We start from the raw sequence: 17,888 nt of genomic DNA, 5'->3' as shown, positions 1-17,888 counted from the left end.
GGCGGGAAGCCGTAGCCGCCCTGCTGAGACGGGTAGGGCTGAGCGGGCTGCTGGCCGTATGGGCCGTTGCCTTGCTGTGGCGGGTAAGTCATCTGGATGCCCCCGTGAATCGCGTGTCTGATTTGACGCGGGCACGCTATAGGACAGCACGGCCCCGACTCCAATGCGCGAGGTACAGGGCAGAGCCTGCGTACAGTACCGCCACGCTGCCCAGCAGAGCCGCCGACCGCCCGTCAGGAGGCAGCATCAGCGCGGCCGCTGCGGCAGCGGCGACGAAAGCCACGTTGAACAGCACGTCGTAGAACGAGAAGGCCCTGCCCCGGTAGGCGTCGTCCACGGCCGTCTGCACCACGGTGTCCGTGGCGATCTTCGCGCCCTGGGTGACCAGACCGAGCACGAACGCGGCCACCAGCATCGGCACCGGCGCGAACCACAGCCCCAGGGCCGGTACGAGAACCGCGGCCGTCGCCGCGCACACCACCATCCAGCGGAGCCGCCCGAACCGCGCCGCAGCCCAGGGGGTCAGCACGGCCGCGGCGAAGAACCCGGCACCGGAGGCCAACACCGCCGCACCGAGCAGGGCGAGCCCGTCGTCATCGCTGTCCGTCCAGGCGTACCGGCAGAGCATCAGCACCATGACGGTCAGTGCTCCGTAGCAGAAACGGATCACCGTCATCGCGGCCAGCACCCGCGAGGCGCTCCGGTGCTGCATCACATGCCGCAGCCCGTCCAGGAGCCCACCGGCCGCGGTGGCGAGCGCGGCGCGCAGCGGCACCGGAGGCGCGGCACGGTCCGGTCCGAGCAGCCTTGCCGCCAGGCTCAGGGCAGCCAGCGCCGAGGCGAGGTAGAGCACCGCCCCCAGCAGCACCACGGCGGTGTCGGAGTCCGCGAGGACCACCCGGACGACAAAGGCGAGCCCGCCGCCGGCCGTGGCGGCGAGGGTGCCCGCGGTCGGCGACAGCGAGTTGGCGAGCACCAGTTGTTCCCGGGGGACCACGCGCGGCAGTACGGCCGAAAGCCCGGCGAGGACGAAGCGGTTGACCGCGGTGACGCACAGCGCCGAGGCGTAGAAGAGCCAGAGAGGGGCCGCTCCGGTGAGCAGGAGCGCGGTGCAGCAGGCGAGGGCGGAGCGCAGCAGGTTGCCGTACACGAAGACCTTGCGCCGCGGCCAGCGGTCCAGCAGGACGCCCGCGAACGGGCCAATGAGCGAGTAGGGCAGCAGGAGCACGGCCATCGCGGAGGCGATGGCCGCTGCGGAGGTCTGTTTCTCCGGCGCGAAGACCACATGCGCGGCGAGGGCCACCTGGTAGACGCCGTCGGCCGACTGGGACAGGACCCGCACGGCCAGAAGGCGGCGGAAGTCGCGTAGGCGCAGGAGTATGCGCAGGTCATGCACGACGGGCATGGAAGCAAGGGTCACACACGGCGAGGGCCCCCGAGCGCATTGCCCGGGGGCCCTCAAAGGCACGGCAGTCGACAGGCGTTGCCGCCCGTCAGCCGCACGGCTGACTCAGATGAGTCAGTGGGAGACCTCACCGCGGATGAACTTCTCGACGTTCTCGCGGGCCTCGTCGTCGAAGTACTGCACGGGCGGCGACTTCATGAAGTACGACGATGCGGAGAGGATGGGGCCGCCGATGCCGCGGTCCTTGGCGATCTTCGCGGCGCGGAGGGCGTCGATGATGACACCGGCCGAGTTCGGGGAGTCCCACACCTCGAGCTTGTACTCCAGGTTCAGCGGGACGTCACCGAAGGCGCGGCCCTCGAGGCGCACGTACGCCCACTTGCGGTCGTCCAGCCAGGCCACGTAGTCCGACGGGCCGATGTGGACGTTGTCCTCACCGAGCTCGCGGTCACGGATCTGCGAGGTGACGGCCTGCGTCTTGGAGATCTTCTTGGACTCCAGGCGCTCGCGCTCGAGCATGTTCTTGAAATCCATGTTGCCGCCGACGTTCAGCTGCATCGTGCGGTCCAGGACGACGCCCCGGTCCTCGAAGAGCTTCGCCATCACGCGGTGCGTGATGGTGGCGCCGACCTGCGACTTGATGTCGTCGCCGACGATCGGGACACCGGCCTCGGTGAACTTGTCCGCCCACTCCTTGGTGCCGGCGATGAAGACCGGGAGGGCGTTGACGAACGCGACCTTGGCGTCGATGGCGCACTGGGCGTAGAACTTCGCGGCGACCTCGGAGCCCACCGGGAGGTAGCAGACGAGGACGTCGACCTTGCGGTCCTTGAGGATCTGGACGATGTCGACCGGGGCCTCGGTCGACTCCTCGATGGTCTGGCGGTAGTACTTGCCCAGGCCGTCGTGGGTGTGGCCGCGCTGGACGGTGACACCGGCGTTCGGCACGTCGCAGAGCTTGATGGTGTTGTTCTCGCTCGCGCCGATGGCGTCCGAGAGGTCCAGGCCGACCTTCTTCGCGTCGACGTCGAAGGCGGCGACGAACTCGACGTCCCGCACGTGGTAGTCGCCGAACTGGACGTGCATCAGACCGGGCACCTTGCCGGCCGGATCGGCGTCCTTGTAGTACTCGACGCCCTGGACCAGCGAGGCGGCGCAGTTGCCCACGCCGACGATGGCTACGCGAACCGAACCCATTCCGGTTGCTCCCTGTGTGTAATGGATGTTTCTGATGAGCCCGCCGCAGTATGCGGTGAGCTCACTTGGCGGTGTCGCCGGACGGATCCGACGGGTTGTCTCCCCGTCGGGGCAGGCCGTCCGGCTCTCCTGCGGTGTTCTGCTGAGCTGAGCTCTCGGGCGAGGATCGTCGCTGATCCCGTCCCGACCGCTCGCTCTCGATGAGCTCGTTCAGCCAGCGCACTTCGCGCTCCACGGACTCCATGCCGTGTCGCTGCAGCTCAAGTGTGTAATCGTCGAGACGCTCGCGGGTGCGGGCCAGAGAGGCGCTCATCTTCTCCAGGCGCTCCTCCAGCCGGCTGCGACGGCCTTCCAGCACCCGCATCCGCACCTCGTGCTCCGTCTGCCCGAAGAAGGCGAAGCGGGCAGCGAAGTGCTCGTCCTCCCAGGAGTCGGGGCCGGTGTGCGAGAGCAGCTCCTCGAAGTGCTCCTTACCTTCCGCCGTCAATCGGTAGACGATCTTGGCGCGGCGTCCCGCCAGGGACGAGGCAGGAGCGACGGCCCGGCCGGAGCCGGACGCCGATTCCGTCGGAGGGGTCCCCGGTTCCTCGATCAACCAGCCGTTGGCGACCAGCGTCTTGAGGCAGGGGTAGAGGGTTCCGTAACTGAAGGCACGGAAGATGCCCAACGAGGTGTTGAGGCGTTTGCGCAGCTCATAGCCGTGCATCGGGGATTCGCGGAGCAGTCCGAGGACGGCGAACTCAAGGATGCCGGAGCGTCTGCTCAACCTTGCCCCTCCTTCTTCGAGTGCTGCCGCGGTCCCTGGTGCCGAGCCGATGTACCGGTCTGATGTATCGGCTCGATACATCAGCACGATAGATCGCGTTGCTCGTGCCGACAAGGGGAGCCTCAGTGAGCGGCGTCACATCACTAATTCGTAGGAACCGACTTGCGTTATTTGGGGTGAAGTTCGGTCCTGGAAGGGTTTTGACCGTGCGTAGTCTGTGCGGCATGCACACCACCGGGAACCGTGAGACACGCGCACGCGTCAGTGCTCGCGGAGCAGCCGGATGCATTGCGGGCGGGCCTGTCGCCGGGCCGGCCCGTCGTTCGGGGGACCGGATCTCACCTGCCGCTTCCAGGCGCTCTCGCCTGCCCGAGGAGTAGTCGTTCGATGAGCGAGCACCGTCGCAAGACGTCGCAACCGCAAGGTGGCGGACGTGCCGCGGCCCGACGAGCCGCCCAGCAGTCCTCCGGACGCCGCGCAGCGCCGTCACGCGGAGTAACTTCGGCCTCACCTTCCGCCTCGCACGGCGAGGAGGCCCCGTACGCAGGTCGTGCCGCGGCCAGACGGGCGGCCCAGCGGGGCGGCGCGGGCCGCGGCGGCTCGGACGGCGGCGGCGGTGGTCGGCGCCGCGGGGGCGGGGACGGCGGGGCGGAGGGGCGTGGCGGCCGGCGCCCGGGCAAGAAGCGCTTCATCGACTACCCGCGGGCCGGTCGGGACGGTCTGCGGCGCTGGATTCCGTCCTGGAAGCTGGTCTCCAGCCTGTGCATCGGTTTCCTGGGCCTGCTGATGGGCCTCGCGGGTCTCGCGTACGCGATGGTGGCCACCCCGGACATCAACGATGCGGCGGACGCGGAGAACAACGTCTACTACTGGAACGACGGTACCCAGATGGTGGCCACCGGCGGTGAGGTCAACCGCCAGGTCATCGACTACGCGCAGATCCCCAAGGCGATGCGCAACGCCGTCATCTCCGCCGAGAACAAGTCCTTCGACTCCGACCACGGCATCGACCCCATGGGTATCGCCCGCGCCGTGTTCAACATGGCCAAGGGCGGCGAGACCCAGGGTGGCTCGACGATCACCCAGCAGTACGTCAAGAACTCGTGGCTCTCGTCGGATCAGACCCTGACCCGCAAGTTCAAGGAACTCTTCATCACGCTCAAGGTCGGCAGCGAGATGAAGAAGTCCGAGGTCATGGCCGGGTACCTCAACGTCTCGTACTACGGACGTGGCGCCTCCGGCCTCCAGGCCGCGGCCCGTACGTACTACGGCAAGGATGCCAAGGACCTCGACCCGAGCGAGTGCGCCTTCCTGGCCAGCCTCCTCAAGGGCGCCACCTACTACGACCCGGCCGGTGCGCCGGAGATCGACCCGGTGCAGGCCACCGCCGAGAAGAACCTCGCCCGCGCGACGAAGCGCTGGAAGTGGATTCTTGACGAGGAGGTGAAGGACGGCCGGATGACGCAGAAGGAGCGGGACAAGTACACCGAGTTCCCGATGCCCGACAAGCCGAAGCGCAACGCTCAGCTGGGCGGTCAGATCGGCTACCTCGTCAACATGGCCAAGGCCGAGGTGGTCAACAACACCAAGATCACTACGGACATGCTCGACACGGGCGGCTACGAGATTCACACGACCTTCGACAAGAAGAAGGTCGACCAGCTCAGCAAGGCCGTCAAGCGGGTCTATGACGAGAACATCGATCCCAAGAAGCGTCCTGAGGACACCCACGTGCAGTTCGGCGGTTCGTCGATCGACCCGAAGACCGGGGCGATCAGGGCAATCTACGGTGGTGCGGACGCGACCAAGCACTTCACCAGCAACGCCGGCCCCACCGGTGCCGCGGTCGGCTCCACCTTCAAGCCGTTTGTGCTCGCCGCCGCCATGGAGTACGGCAAGCGGGACCCGTCCGGCGGCCCGGACCAGAACGAGTCGCAGCGTACGAAGGTCTCGCCGCTCAGTATCTACAACGGCGACGACAAGCTGAAGATCAAGAAGTACAACGGCGACATCTGGACCGACGAGGACGGCAAGGAGTGGCTCCAGACCAACGACGACCACCAGTCGTACGGCAACATCACCCTGCGTGAGGCCATGCAGTGGTCCGCCAACTCCCCGTTCGTGCAGCTCGGCATGGACGTCGGTACGGACAAGGTGAAGGCCGCGGCCATCTCGGCCGGCCTCAAGGACGACCGGTACATGGCGGACGCCAGCGTGCCGTCTTTCTCCATCGGTACGTCCTCGCCCAGTACGACCCGCATGGCGGGTGCCTACGCCACCTTCGCTGCCCGCGGCCAGCAGCGCGAGCCCTTCTCCGTCACCGAGGTGAAGAAGCGCGGCGCGCCCGTCTACCGCCACCGGGTCGTCACCAGGAGCGCCTTCGACAGTGCCATTGCCGACAACGTCACGGACGTCCTCAAGAACGTCGTGGACAAGGGAACGGGTACGCCCGCCCGCCTTCCGGGCCGTGACGTCGCGGGCAAGACCGGTACGACCGATGACAACCTGTCGGCGTGGTTCGTGGGCTACACGCCGCAGCTGTCGACCGCGATCAGCATGTACCGGCTGGACGACGACGAGAAGAACAAGAACCGTAAGTTCGAGTCGATGTACGGCACCGGTGGCAAGGACAAGATCCACGGTGCCTCGTTCCCCGCGCAGGTCTGGCACGACTACATGGCCGAGGCCATGAAGGGCGCGAAGTACGAGAAGTTCCCCGAGGCGGAGCCGATCGGCGAGGAGGTCTACGGTGGCGGCGCCTCCAAGAAGCCCTCGCCGACACCGACGCCCACCCCGACCAAGACTGAGACGAAGGAACCGACCCCGACGACGCCCACGCCCACGCCCGACGTCCCTACCCCGGACCCGACCGACACCTGCGGTACGTGGGACTGGGACTGCCAGAACAACAACGGCGGCAACGCGAACACGGGCACCAGCCAGGGCAACGACGGCGGCAATACGGACATGGGTACCGCCATCCAAGGCAACGACGGTGGCAATACGGACACTGGCACCTCCACCGGTACGACCGGCGGTGACGGCGGTACGGACGGTTCCACCGAGACCGGCGGGAACACCACCACCACCACCACCACCGGCGGCGGCGGAAACACCAACGGGAACAACAACAGCACCGGTAACACCAACTGGTGGGGCGGTACGGGCGGCTAGTGCCCGGCACGCACCACTTCCCCCGCCGCGCGCGAGGTGAAGCCGGTGAGAGAAGAGGGCCGCGGCACCTTGGTGCGGCGGCCCTCGTTGTTTCCACAGCGCCGTACGGCAGGATGTGCGACATGCCAAGCGCAGAGGACACGAGCGTGCACGAGGAACGGTCCGTCGTACGGCCCACGCACCGGGACGAGGTCGCGGCGGCCGGCAGCGAGCTGATCGGCGGGAGGTCGGGGCGCTGGGCGCGGCTCGGCGGCACCGCGCTCACGCCGGTGGCAGCCGTCGCCCTGGTGGCCATCGGCATGTTCGCGCTCGGCATGGTGCAGAAGCTGCCCTGCTACAACTGGGCGTGGTTCCGGGGCGCGGCCTCCCAGTACACCCACGCCTGCTACTCGGACATCCCGCATCTGTACTCGGGGCGCGGCTTCGCGGACGGCCTGGTGCCGTACTTCGACCGGCTGCCCGGTGACATGCAGTTTCTGGAGTACCCCGTTCTCACCGGGGTGTTCATGCAGGTCGCGGCCTGGCTGACGCCGGGCGGCGGCTCCCTCCAGGCGCAGGAACAGGCGTACTGGCTGGCCAACGCCGGCATGCTGATGATCTGCACCGCGGTGATCGCCGTCTGTGTCGCCCGCACGCACCGTCGGCGCCCCTGGGACGGCCTGCTGATGGCGCTCGCGCCTGCCTTCGCGCTCACCGCCACGATCAACTGGGACCTGCTGGCCGTCGCCCTGACCGCCGCGGCGATGCTCATGTGGTCCCGCAGCCGTCCGCTGGCCTTCGGCATCCTCATCGGGCTGGCCACGGCCGCCAAGCTGTACCCCGTGCTGCTGCTGGGGCCGGTCTTCGTGCTGTGCTGGCGGGCCGGGAAGTGGCGCGCGTTCGGCGCGGCGCTGCTGGGGGCGGCCGGCTCCTGGCTGGTGGTCAATCTGCCGGTCATGATCCTGGCGCCCGAGGGGTGGAAGAAGTTCTACACCTTCAGCCAGGAACGCGGCATCGACTTCGGATCGTTCTGGCTGGTCATCACACAGCGCTCCGGCGAGGCGATCGACGTGAGCACGGTCAACACCGTCTCGACGGTGACGACGCTCGTGCTGTGTCTCGCGATCGGCGCCCTGGCCCTGACCGCGCCGCGCCGGCCGCGGTTCGCCCAGCTCGCGTTCCTCGTCGTCGCGGTCTTCATCCTCGTCAACAAGGTCTACTCACCGCAGTACGTGCTGTGGCTCATCCCGCTCGCCGCGCTGGCCAGGCCCCGCTGGCGGGACTTCCTGATCTGGCAGACCTGCGAGGTCCTGTACTTCCTGGGGATCTGGATGTACCTCGCGTACACGACGAGCGGCGACAAGCACCAGGGACTGCCCACGGAGGGCTACCAGATGGCGATCATGCTGCATCTGGTGGGCACCCTGTACCTGTGCGCCCTCGTCGTACGGGACATCTCGATGCCGGAACGCGACGGGGTACGGCACGACGGCTCGGACGACCCCTCGGGCGGGGTGCTCGACGGGGCCGAGGACGTCTTCGCGCTGACCCACATCGCCCAGCCCGGCGCCGTACGCGGTGATGAGGGGGCGGACGACGGGGCCGGGGCGGCCGGATCGCGGGTGGAGTGGGGTACGGCCGGGGCGCCCGCCGCCGACTGAGCGGGGCGGGCGTGCGGGCTCAGCGCTCGACGAGGCGGTCGTACTGGGTGGTCGTGTGGCGCAGGTGCGCCACCAGTTCGTCGCCCACCCGGGGCTCCTCGGCGTCGGCCGGTACGAACAGGATCGACACCTGCATGTGCGGGGGCTCGGCGAACCAGCGCTGCTTGCCCGCCCAGACGAAGGGCGACAGGTTGCGGTTCACGGTCGCCAGGCCCGCGCGGGCGACGCCCTTGGCACGCGGCATCACGCCGTGCAGCGCCTTCGGCGCCTCCAGGCCCACGCCGTGCGAGGTGCCGCCGGCGACGACGACCAGCCAGCCGTCGGACGCGGCCTTCTGCTGCCGGTAGCCGAACCGGTCGCCCTTCACGACGCGGGTGACGTCGAGCACGGCGCCCCGGTACTCCGTCGCCTCGTGGTCCCCGAGCCAGAGCCGGGTGCCGATGCGGGCGCGGAACCGGGTCTGCGGGAACTGCTGCTGCAGCCGGGCCAGCTCGTCGGCGCGCAGATGGCTGACGAACATCGTGTGCAGCGGCAGCCGGGCCGCCCGGAGGCGGTCCATCCACGCGATGACCTCCTCGACGGCGTCCGAGCCGTCCGTACGGTCCAGCGGCAGGTGCAGGGCGAAGCCTTCGAGGCGTACGTCCTCGATGGCGGCGTGCAGGAGGCCCAGTTCCTCCTCCTTGACGCCGTGGCGCTTCATCGAGCTCATGCACTCGATGACGACACGGGCGCCCACCAGGGCGTGCACCCCGTCCACGGACGACACGGACCGTACGACGCGGTCGGGCAGCGGCACCGGCTCCTCACCGCGCCGGAACGGGGTGAGGACCAGCAGATCGCCGCTGAACCAGTCCTTGATCTGGGCCGCCTCGTAGGTGGTGCCGACCGCGAGGATGTCGGAGCCGAAGCGGATCGCCTCGTCGGCCAGCCGCTCGTGGCCGAAGCCGTAGCCGTTGCCCTTGCAGACCGGCACGATGCCCGGGAACTGGTCGATAACGGACTTCTGGTGCGCCCGCCAGCGCGCGGTGTCGACGTACAGGGAGAGCGCCATGGCCGGTCCGGAACCCTTCTGGTGGCTGAGGTGGAACGGATGGGAAAGCGTGTTCAGGCCCCATTGAAACGAATGAAGCCCGTTTCGTCAGCTCCGGGGCGTGATCAGCGGCTCTTGGGTGGTGATCAGCGACGCGACATGTAGATGTCGAGCGCCTTGTGCAGGAGCTTGTTGAGCGGGAAGTCCCACTCGCCCAGGTACTCCGCCGCCTGCCCGCCGGTGCCGACCTTGAACTGGATCAGGCCGAAGAGGTGGTCGGTCTCGTCCAGCGAGTCGGAGATACCGCGCAGGTCGTAGACCGTGGCGCCCATGGCGTACGCGTCGCGCAGCATCCGCCACTGCATCGCGTTCGAGGGGCGGACCTCGCGCTTGTGGTTGGCGGAGGCGCCGTACGAGTACCAGACGTGGCCGCCGACGATCAGCATGGTTGCCGCCGCGACGTTCTCCCCCTCATGACGGGCGAAGTAGAGCCGCATCCGGTTGGGGTCCTCGCTGTTGAGGGCCGTCCACATGCGCTGGAAGTAGCCGAGCGGGCGCGGGCGGAAGCGGTCGCGCTCCGCCGTGATCTCGTACAGCCGCTGCCACTCGGCCAGCTCCGCGTAGCTGCCCTGGACGACCTCGACGCCGGCCTTCTCGGCCTTCTTGATGTTGCGCCGCCACAGCTGGTTGAAGCCCTTGTGGACGTCCTCCAGCGAACGGTTCGCCAGCGGCACCTGGAACACGTAACGCGGCTGGACGTCGCCGAACCCGGCACCGCCGTCCTCGCCCTGTTGCCAGCCCATCTTCCGAAGCCGGTCGGCGACCTCGAAGGCGCGCGGCTCGATGTGGGTGGCCTCGACGTCACGCAGGCGCTTGACCTCCGGGTCCTGGATGCCGGACTTGATGGCCGCCGCGTCCCAGCGGCGGATGACGACCGGGGGGCCCATCTTCACGGAGAAGGCGCCCTGCTGCTTGAGGTGCGCGAGCATCGGCTGCAGCCAGTCGCTCAGGTTGGGGGCGTACCAGTTGATGACCGGGCCCTCGGGCAGATAGGCCAGGTACCGCTTGATCTTGGGGAGCTGCCGGTAGAGCACCAGGCCCGCGCCGACGAGCTGGCCGGTCTTGTCGAACCAGCCCAGGCTCTCCGAGCGCCACTCGGCCTTCACATCCGCCCATGCCGGGACCTGCATGTGACTGGCCGCGGGCAGACTCTGGATGTAGGCCAGGTGTTGCTCTCGGCTGATGGTCCTCAGGGTCAGGCTCATGCGGGGCGCTCCTCGGCAGGTGTGTCCCCATCGGTCAGGGGCTCCGGCTCTCGCGCCGAAGCCTACTGTGGCCGGGAAGCGAGCTGTCTGGCCCCGTCGCGCACCACCTGTTCCGCGCCCGGCGTGCGGTCGGCGTGCGGGGGCGGCCCCGTCGGTGACGGAGCCGCCCGGACCGGGACCGCGGGGGTCAGCCGATCACGCCGCCGAAGAGTCCGCCGTGGGCCATGCCGAGGAAGAACCCGATGGCGGACGCGCCCATGCCGATGATCAGGGGGAACCTCTCGCGCGTCGTCGCGGAGATGTACTGGCCGTAACCACCGGTGAGGATGCCGATGAGTCCGGCCCATGAGCTGAGCAGATGCAGGTTGTGGAACATCGCCGTGATGAAGGCGAGGGCGCCCAGCACGAGCGTGACCACCACGAGCCCGTTCTGGAGCGGATGGGGCCTGCCGTCCGTGGCGAAGAGGGAGACGGAGGGGCGGGTCCGCGATACGTGTGCCATGGAGTACCTCCTGGCCGACATGCGGCGCGGTTGTGGCGCCGCTCACACCCGATGTGTACAGATTGCGTCCCCTGACCACCGGATTTCAACCGGAAGCGGGTCTGCGGGTACTCTGGTCGGTCTGCACCGGTGTCTGCCCAGGTCGGCACGGACCGCTCCTCCTCATCGAGGGCGCTGTCAGTGGCGGCTGTTTTACTCGGGCACCGTTGCTCAACGCATCACGACCCTCCTGCCACGGAACGACCGTGGCCGCTGAGTCCAAAGGAGGTGGGTTCCACATGCGTCACTACGAGGTGATGGTCATCCTCGACCCCGATCTCGAGGAGCGAGCAGTCTCCCCGCTGATCGAGAACTTCCTCTCCGTCGTCCGTGAGGGCGAAGGAAAGGTTGAGAAGGTCGACACCTGGGGCCGTCGTCGTCTCGCTTACGAGATCAAGAAGAAGCCCGAGGGCATCTACTCGGTCATCGACCTGCAGGCCGAGCCTGCGGTCGTCAAGGAGCTCGACCGCCAGATGAACCTGAACGAGTCGGTCCTCCGGACCAAGGTCCTCCGTCCCGAGATTCACTGAGCTTCCGGCTCAGTGGTCATCGGGTCCGAGTAGCAACAAGCAGCCAAGAAATCCCCGCCGAGAGGTTCACCCATGGCAGGCGAGACCGTCATCACGGTCGTCGGCAATCTCGTCGACGACCCCGAGCTGCGCTTCACCCCGTCCGGTGCGGCGGTCGCGAAGTTCCGTGTCGCGTCCACTCCCCGCATCTTCGACCGGCAGACCAATGAGTGGAAGGACGGCGAAGGCCTGTTCCTCACCTGCTCGGTCTGGCGGCAGGCGGCGGAGAACGTCGCCGAGTCGCTCACGCGAGGCATGCGCGTTGTCGTGCAGGGCCGGCTGAAGCAGCGGTCGTACGAAGACCGCGAGGGCGTCAAGCGCACGGTCTACGAGCTGGACGTCGAGGAAGTCGGCCCCAGCCTCAAGAACGCCACGGCCAAGGTCACCAAGACCACCGGTCGCGGTGGCCAGGGCGGCCAGGGTGGATACGGCGGCGGCCAGCAGGGCGGCGGTAACTGGGGCGGCGGTCCCAGTGGTGGCCAGCAGGGTGGTGGCGGCGCTCCCGCCGACGACCCGTGGGCCACGAGCGCGCCGGCCGGCGGCCAGGGCGGGGGACAGCAAGGCGGAGGCAGCTGGGGTGGTAACTCCGGCGGCGGCTACTCGGACGAGCCCCCCTTCTAGGGGGAGTTCGTACCCCCACTTCTTGATCACACAGGAGAAACACCATGGCGAAGCCGCCTGTGCGCAAGCCTAAGAAGAAGGTCTGCGCGTTCTGCAAGGACAAGACCCAGTACGTGGACTACAAGGACACGAACATGCTGCGGAAGTTCATTTCCGACCGCGGCAAGATCCGTGCCCGGCGCGTCACCGGCAACTGCACGCAGCACCAGCGTGACGTCGCCACGGCAGTCAAGAACAGCCGTGAGATGGCGCTGCTGCCCTACACGTCCACCGCGCGATAAGGGAAGGGTGACCGAATCATGAAGATCATCCTCACCCACGAGGTCACCGGCCTCGGTGCTGCGGGCGACGTCGTCGACGTCAAGGACGGGTACGCCCGTAACTACCTGGTTCCGCGTGGCTTCGCCATCCGCTGGACCAAGGGTGGCGAGAAGGACGTGGCGCAGATCCGCCGCGCCCGCAAGATCCACGAGATCGCCACGATCGAGCAGGCCAACGAGGTCAAGGCCAAGCTGGAGGGCGTGAAGGTCCGTCTGGCCGTCCGCTCCGGCGACGCCGGCCGCCTCTTCGGCTCCGTCACCCCGGCCGACATCGCCTCGGCGATCAAGGCCGCCGGTGGTCCGGACGTCGACAAGCGTCGCGTCGAGCTCGGTTCGCCGATCAAGACGCTCGGCGGGCACCAGGTGTCCGTGCGTCTGCACCCCGAGGTCGCTGCGAAGCTCGGCATCGAGGTCGTTGCCGGCTGATCGGGCCGCACCTCAGCAGAACAGTGAAGGGCCGCACCCCGAGGGTGCGGCCCTTCGCCGTTTCACGTGAAACACCCGGTACGGACTCCGGTGGGTCAGCGGGTCGCGCCAGTGACCAGCCACTTCCCCGAGCGGGTACGGAGCCAGAGCGTCGCCATCCGTACGAGCATCATCAGCGCCATCGCGCCCCACAGGGCCCCCAGCCCGCCGCCCAGCGTGGGGACCAGCAGGGCCGCAGGAGCGAAGACGGCCAGGGTCAGCAGCATCGCCCAGGCCAGGTACGGCCCGTCCCCGGCGCCCATCAGCACACCGTCCAGGATGAAGACGACACCGGCGATCGGCTGAGTGGCGGCGACCACCAGAAGCGCGGGCAGCAGGGCGTCCTGGACTGCGGTGTCGCTGGTGAACAGGGGCACGAAGAGCGGGCGGGCCAGGACGATCAGCACGCCCAGGACCACGCCGGACGCGACGCCCCACTCCACCATCCGGCGACAGGCCTCGCGCGCTCCCTGCGCATCGTTCGCGCCGAGGTACCGCCCGATGATCGCCTGCCCGGCGATCGCGATGGCGTCGAGCGCGAAGGCCATCAGGCTCCACAGGGACAGGACGATCTGGTGCGCGGCGATGTCGGTGTCACCGAGCCGGGCGGCCACCGCCGTGGCGATGAGCAGGACGGCGCGGAGCGACAGGGTGCGGACCAGCAGGGGAGCGCCCGCCTGGGCACAGGCCCGGATGCCGGCGGCGTCGGGGCGCAGTGACGCGCCGTGCTTGCGGGCGCCGCGTACGACCACGACGAGGTAGGCGGCGGCCATCGCGACCTGGGCGATGACCGTGCCCCAGGCCGAACCGGCGATTCCCAGTCCGGCGCCGTAGACGAGGGCGGCGTTGAGGACCGCGTTGGCGGCGAAGCCCCCGATGGCGACGTAGAGCGGGGTCCGGGTGTCCTGGAGGCCGCGGAGGACGCCGGTCGCCGCCATGACCACCAGCATCGCGGGGATGCCGAGGCTGGAGATACGGAGATACGTGATGGCGTGGGGCGCCGCTGTCGAAGAGGCACCGAACATCTCGACGAGCCAGGGGGCCAGGGGGAGCGTCAGCGCGATGACGGCGGCCCCCAGCAGGATCGCCAGCCAGATGCCGTCCATGCCCTGGCGGATCGCGGCGGCCAGATCACCGGCGCCCACCCGTCTGGCGACCGCAGCCGTGGTGGCGTAGGCGAGGAAGACGAAGATGCTCACCGCGGTCGTCAGCAGGGCGGCGGCGACGGCCAGACCGGCGAGTTGGGGAGTGCCGAGATGGCCGACGATCGCACTGTCGACCATCACGAACAGCGGCTCGGCCACAAGGGCGCCGAAGGCCGGGACGGCGAGCGCGATGATCTCGCGGTCGTGGCGGCGACGACGGGAAGAAGGGGTTCCCGGTGGCTGGGTCATGGCAGCCAATCTAATCTTCCACAGGTAACAGATGCAATCGGCTTGGAGTCCTTACATTTGCTCCGCTGTGGGTCACTCCCGCGTGGGACGAGCCAGGATCATGGCCGGACTGCCAATTTTTTTCTCCCCCACAGCCCGTGGATGGAAAAACCGCAGGTCATGGCGGTATTTGCAGGAGGGCTATGAGTTTGTCCACAGTGCTGTCCCCCGGTCCGTGCACAGGTTCTGCGGAGTTCTCCACAGCATCGGGGCGCTCGTCCACAGGGCCTGTGGATAACCAGATTGGCTGACGGTGCGGAGCCGCCTACCGTAGTCCGGCGCCCCCACCCTGTTTCGGCTCTGCGACACCGCAGGACTCGACACACCGGAACCGGAGTCGGGGCCGTTGTTTGTCGGTGCCGTGCCGTAAGAAAGAGGAGCACGGCTAGGTCCGCGGAGCGGACGGGAGGAGGTGGCCGGGTGAGCATTCCCGAACCCTTGGACGACCCCTGGGCGGACACCGGCCCCAGTGACCGGCTGCCCGTCTCCCGCCAGCGCAGGAGTGAAGACCGGGACCGGGGCGAGCGGCACGACCGCGGGCGCGAGAGCCACGACTGGGAGGGCGGTTCCGCAGGCTTCGAGCGGGTGCCGCCCCAGGACCTCGACGCGGAGCAGTCCGTGCTCGGCGGCATGCTCCTGTCCAAGGACGCCATCGCGGAGGTCGTGGAGGTCCTCAAGCCCCACGACTTCTACCGCCCGGCACACGAGACCGTCTATCAGGCGATCCTCGACCTCTACGCCAAGGGCGAGCCGGCCGACCCGATCACCGTGGCCGCCGAGCTGGTCAAGCGCGGCGAGATCACCAAGGTCGGCGGGGCGCCCTATCTGCACACCCTGGTCCAGTCGGTCCCCACGGCGGCCAACGCCTCGTACTACGCGGAGATCGTCCACGAGCGAGCGGTCCTGCGGCGACTCGTCGAAGCCGGTACGAAGATCACGCAGATGGGATACGCGGCGGACGGCGATGTGGACGACATCGTCAACTCCGCGCAGGCGGAGATCTACGCCGTCACCGAGCAGCGGACCAGCGAGGACTACCTCCCGCTCGGCGACATCATGGAGGGCGCCCTCGACGAGATCGAGGCGATCGGCTCCCGCAGCGGCGAGATGACGGGCGTGCCCACGGGCTTCACCGACCTCGACGCCCTGACCAACGGCCTGCACCCCGGTCAGATGGTCGTCATCGCGGCCCGCCCCGCCATGGGTAAGTCCACCCTCGCGCTGGACTTCGCCCGTGCCTGCTCGATCAAGAGCAACATGCCCAGCGTGATCTTCTCCCTGGAAATGGGCCGCAACGAGATCGCCATGCGTCTGCTGTCCGCCGAGGCGCGGGTGGCCCTGCACCACATGCGCTCCGGCACGATGACCGACGAGGACTGGACGCGGCTGGCCCGGCGGATGCCGGACGTCTCCGCCGCGCCGCTCTACATCGACGACTCCCCCAACCTCTCCATGATGGAGATCCGGGCGAAGTGCCGGCGCCTGAAGCAGCGCAACGACCTCAAGCTCGTGGTCATCGACTACCTGCAGCTGATGCAGTCCGGCGGCTCCAAGCGCGCCGAGAGCCGCCAGCAGGAGGTCTCCGACATGTCGCGAAACCTCAAGCTGCTGGCCAAGGAGCTGCAACTCCCGGTCATCGCGCTCTCCCAGCTGAACCGTGGCCCCGAGCAGCGCACGGACAAGAAGCCGATGGTCTCCGACCTCCGCGAGTCCGGCTCCATCGAGCAGGACGCCGACATGGTGATCCTGCTGCACCGCGAGGACGCGTACGAGAAGGAGTCGCCGCGCGCCGGCGAGGCGGACCTGATCGTGGCCAAGCACCGAAACGGTCCGACGGCGACGATCACGGTCGCCTTCCAGGGCCACTACTCCCGCTTCGTGGACATGGCCCAGACCTGATCGAAGCGCACGCACGGCACGGGGGATACGGAGCTGCTTCCGCGGCGGGTCCGTGCGGTGGCGGGGAAATGGAGTCGCCTTCCGGGGGCGCGGGCGGTAGTTGTTGATGATGACTTCTCCCGCTGAACCGTTGCTCCCCGGTACCCGGCGTGCGTTGCTGCACCGCATCGCCACGGCACAGGCCGAAGGGCGTGCCCCCTCCCTGGTCGCCGCGGTGCGGCGGCAGGGGCAGACCGTCTGGGACGGCTCGCGCAGCTGTGTCGACGGCCATGCCCCGGACTCCGACACGCAGTTCAGGATCGGGTCCCTCACCAAGACGTTCACCGCGGTGCTGGTGCTTCGGCTGCGCGACGAGGGGCTGCTCGACCTGCCCGATCCGCTGGAGAGGCATCTGCCCGGCACCGGTGCGGGCGAGGTGACCATCCACCAACTGCTGGGGCACAGCGCCGGCCTCGGAGCCGAGACGACCGCGCCGTGGTGGGAGCGGACCCCCGGCAGCCTGCGCCCGACTCTCGCGGATGTGCTCGGTGAGCAGATCGCCATGCACCCGCCCGGTCAGCGCCACCACTACTCCAATCCGGGATACACGCTGCTCGGTTCGCTGGTCGAGGCCGTGCGCGGGGCCTCCTGGGAGGAGGTACTGCGGCGGGAGGTCCTGGAACCCCTCGGCATGCACCGCACCGGCTCCCTTCCCCGGGCTCCGCATGCGGGCGGCTGGGCGGTGCACCCGTGGGCCGACGCGATGCTTCCCGAACCGGCGGAGGACCTGGGGCTGATGGCGCCGGCCGGGCAGCTCTGGTCCACCACCGCCGATCTGCTCCGCTTCGCCGCCTTTCTCGCCGAGGGCGACGACCGGGTGCTCGGCGCCGCGTCGGTCGAGGAGATGAAGCAACCGTCCGCCGCTCCCGAGACCGCAAGCCTCGACCAATACGGCCTGGGGCTCCAGCTGATCCGGCGGAAGGGCCGCACCTTCATCGGGCACACCGGCTCGCTCCCCGGCTTCCTGGCAGCCCTCTGGGTGAGCGCCGAGGACGATGTGGCCGCCGTGGTGCTCGTCAACGCGACGTCCGGGGTGGCGATCGGTGAGGTGGCCGCCGACCTCGTGGACATCGTCGCCGAGGCCGAGCCCCGTATCCCGGAGCCGTGGCGCCCGCTGCCCGAGATCGACGCGGAACTCCTCGCCCTGACCGGTGCCTGGTACTGGGCAACGCGCCCCACCCTCCTGCGCTTGACCGCTGATCGCGGGCTGGAGCTGCGGCAGGTGAACGGCCAGGGCAGGGGCGCCCGCTTCGTGGCACGTCCCGATGGCACCTGGGTGGGGCTGGACGGCTACTACGCGGGGGAGACGCTGCGGATCGTGCGGAACCCGGACGGCAGCGTGAGCCACCTCGATCTGGGGTCCTTCGTCTTCACGCGTGAGCCGTACGATCCGGCGGCGGCCGTACCCGGCGGCGTGGACGAGAAGGGCTGGCGCGGACTGGGGGACCAGGGCGCGTCCTGAAAGTCCCGCCTGTCGGGCGGCGTCCGGCACGCCCTGGGCGCCGCCCGGCGGGTCATGGCCGG

15 protein-coding genes are annotated in these 17,888 nt (G+C 68.8%); 8 read left to right on the top strand and 7 right to left on the bottom strand.

Features of this window, described 5'->3' with window-relative positions; all coding sequences use genetic code 11:
- Positions 1-136: 136 nt before the first annotated feature.
- The 3 genes from DNK56_RS00620 to DNK56_RS00610 all read right to left on the bottom strand — a co-directional run bounded on the left by DNK56_RS00620 (position 137) and on the right by DNK56_RS00610 (position 3,368).
- Positions 137-1,405, bottom strand: a complete 1,269-nt coding sequence (locus DNK56_RS00620) for an MFS transporter (RefSeq protein WP_111329653.1) — start codon at positions 1,403-1,405, stop codon at positions 137-139.
- 114 nt (positions 1,406-1,519) lie between these two features.
- Positions 1,520-2,602, bottom strand: coding sequence for an inositol-3-phosphate synthase (locus DNK56_RS00615; RefSeq protein ID WP_111329439.1), 1,083 nt, complete (start codon positions 2,600-2,602; stop codon positions 1,520-1,522).
- Between the two features lie 61 nt (positions 2,603-2,663).
- Complete coding sequence (locus DNK56_RS00610; RefSeq protein ID WP_111329651.1) at positions 2,664-3,368, bottom strand: PadR family transcriptional regulator; 705 nt, start codon at positions 3,366-3,368, stop codon at positions 2,664-2,666.
- Positions 3,369-3,755: 387 nt separating this feature from the next.
- Between DNK56_RS00610 and DNK56_RS00600 the strand changes: the two genes are divergently transcribed.
- Entirely contained in the window at positions 3,756-6,542 is a 2,787-nt protein-coding gene (locus DNK56_RS00600; RefSeq protein WP_199563676.1) for a transglycosylase domain-containing protein, read from the top strand.
- 122 nt (positions 6,543-6,664) lie between these two features.
- Entirely contained in the window at positions 6,665-8,182 is a 1,518-nt protein-coding gene (locus tag DNK56_RS00595; protein WP_241989708.1) for a glycosyltransferase family 87 protein, read from the top strand.
- Between the two features lie 19 nt (positions 8,183-8,201).
- Here DNK56_RS00595 and DNK56_RS00590 read toward each other — a convergent pair whose 3' ends face one another.
- The 3 genes from DNK56_RS00590 to DNK56_RS00580 all read right to left on the bottom strand — a co-directional run bounded on the left by DNK56_RS00590 (position 8,202) and on the right by DNK56_RS00580 (position 10,979).
- Positions 8,202-9,233 (bottom strand): alanine racemase, encoded by a 1,032-nt coding sequence (locus DNK56_RS00590; protein ID WP_111329645.1) that lies wholly within the window; start codon positions 9,231-9,233, stop codon positions 8,202-8,204.
- Positions 9,234-9,358: 125 nt separating this feature from the next.
- On the bottom strand, positions 9,359-10,477 hold the full coding sequence (locus tag DNK56_RS00585) for a lipid II:glycine glycyltransferase FemX (RefSeq protein ID WP_111329643.1): 1,119 nt from the start codon (positions 10,475-10,477) through the stop codon (positions 9,359-9,361).
- Positions 10,478-10,664: 187 nt separating this feature from the next.
- Complete coding sequence (locus DNK56_RS00580; RefSeq protein ID WP_111329640.1) at positions 10,665-10,979, bottom strand: hypothetical protein; 315 nt, start codon at positions 10,977-10,979, stop codon at positions 10,665-10,667.
- Between the two features lie 278 nt (positions 10,980-11,257).
- Between DNK56_RS00580 and rpsF the strand changes: the two genes are divergently transcribed.
- From rpsF to rplI, 4 genes are all read left to right on the top strand, one after another.
- Positions 11,258-11,548, top strand: coding sequence for a 30S ribosomal protein S6 (rpsF, locus tag DNK56_RS00575; protein WP_018101872.1), 291 nt, complete (start codon positions 11,258-11,260; stop codon positions 11,546-11,548).
- A 72-nt stretch (positions 11,549-11,620) separates the two neighbouring features.
- Positions 11,621-12,208 (top strand): single-stranded DNA-binding protein, encoded by a 588-nt coding sequence (locus DNK56_RS00570; RefSeq protein ID WP_111329638.1) that lies wholly within the window; start codon positions 11,621-11,623, stop codon positions 12,206-12,208.
- 44 nt (positions 12,209-12,252) lie between these two features.
- A complete protein-coding gene (gene rpsR, locus DNK56_RS00565) occupies positions 12,253-12,489 on the top strand; it encodes a 30S ribosomal protein S18 (RefSeq protein ID WP_003967857.1) in 237 nt (78 codons plus the stop codon).
- Between the two features lie 18 nt (positions 12,490-12,507).
- Entirely contained in the window at positions 12,508-12,954 is a 447-nt protein-coding gene (gene rplI, locus DNK56_RS00560) for a 50S ribosomal protein L9 (RefSeq protein WP_111329636.1), read from the top strand.
- Positions 12,955-13,049: 95 nt separating this feature from the next.
- On the opposite strand, the gene DNK56_RS00555 is transcribed toward rplI, so the two are convergent.
- On the bottom strand, positions 13,050-14,387 hold the full coding sequence (locus tag DNK56_RS00555) for an MATE family efflux transporter (protein ID WP_111329634.1): 1,338 nt from the start codon (positions 14,385-14,387) through the stop codon (positions 13,050-13,052).
- Between the two features lie 459 nt (positions 14,388-14,846).
- On the opposite strand from DNK56_RS00555, the gene dnaB reads away from it, so the two are divergent.
- Positions 14,847-16,325, top strand: coding sequence for a replicative DNA helicase (dnaB, locus tag DNK56_RS00550; protein WP_111329632.1), 1,479 nt, complete (start codon positions 14,847-14,849; stop codon positions 16,323-16,325).
- A 109-nt stretch (positions 16,326-16,434) separates the two neighbouring features.
- Positions 16,435-17,826, top strand: coding sequence for a serine hydrolase domain-containing protein (locus DNK56_RS00545; RefSeq protein WP_111335299.1), 1,392 nt, complete (start codon positions 16,435-16,437; stop codon positions 17,824-17,826).
- Positions 17,827-17,888 lie beyond the last annotated feature (62 nt).

This window comes from Streptomyces sp. AC1-42W (genome assembly GCF_003248355.1).
GTDB lineage: Bacteria > Actinomycetota > Actinomycetes > Streptomycetales > Streptomycetaceae > Streptomyces.
This window is presented reverse-complemented; position numbering and strand designations above follow the sequence as displayed.

Excerpts from the sequence above, each read along its gene's own strand:
- rpsR (WP_003967857.1), top strand. The coding sequence starts at position 12,253 with ATGGCGAAGCCGCCTGTGCGCAAGCCTAAGAAGAAGGTCTGCGCGTTC.
- DNK56_RS00600 (WP_199563676.1), top strand. The coding sequence starts at position 3,756 with ATGAGCGAGCACCGTCGCAAGACGTCGCAACCGCAAGGTGGCGGACGT.
- DNK56_RS00620 (WP_111329653.1), bottom strand. The coding sequence starts at position 1,405 with ATGCCCGTCGTGCATGACCTGCGCATACTCCTGCGCCTACGCGACTTC.
- DNK56_RS00555 (WP_111329634.1), bottom strand. The coding sequence starts at position 14,387 with ATGACCCAGCCACCGGGAACCCCTTCTTCCCGTCGTCGCCGCCACGAC.
- rpsF (WP_018101872.1), top strand. The coding sequence starts at position 11,258 with ATGCGTCACTACGAGGTGATGGTCATCCTCGACCCCGATCTCGAGGAG.
- DNK56_RS00570 (WP_111329638.1), top strand. The coding sequence starts at position 11,621 with ATGGCAGGCGAGACCGTCATCACGGTCGTCGGCAATCTCGTCGACGAC.
- DNK56_RS00585 (WP_111329643.1), bottom strand. The coding sequence starts at position 10,477 with ATGAGCCTGACCCTGAGGACCATCAGCCGAGAGCAACACCTGGCCTAC.
- DNK56_RS00615 (WP_111329439.1), bottom strand. The coding sequence starts at position 2,602 with ATGGGTTCGGTTCGCGTAGCCATCGTCGGCGTGGGCAACTGCGCCGCC.
- rplI (WP_111329636.1), top strand. The coding sequence starts at position 12,508 with ATGAAGATCATCCTCACCCACGAGGTCACCGGCCTCGGTGCTGCGGGC.
- DNK56_RS00595 (WP_241989708.1), top strand. The coding sequence starts at position 6,665 with ATGCCAAGCGCAGAGGACACGAGCGTGCACGAGGAACGGTCCGTCGTA.
- DNK56_RS00580 (WP_111329640.1), bottom strand. The coding sequence starts at position 10,979 with ATGGCACACGTATCGCGGACCCGCCCCTCCGTCTCCCTCTTCGCCACG.
- DNK56_RS00545 (WP_111335299.1), top strand. The coding sequence starts at position 16,435 with ATGACTTCTCCCGCTGAACCGTTGCTCCCCGGTACCCGGCGTGCGTTG.
- DNK56_RS00590 (WP_111329645.1), bottom strand. The coding sequence starts at position 9,233 with ATGGCGCTCTCCCTGTACGTCGACACCGCGCGCTGGCGGGCGCACCAG.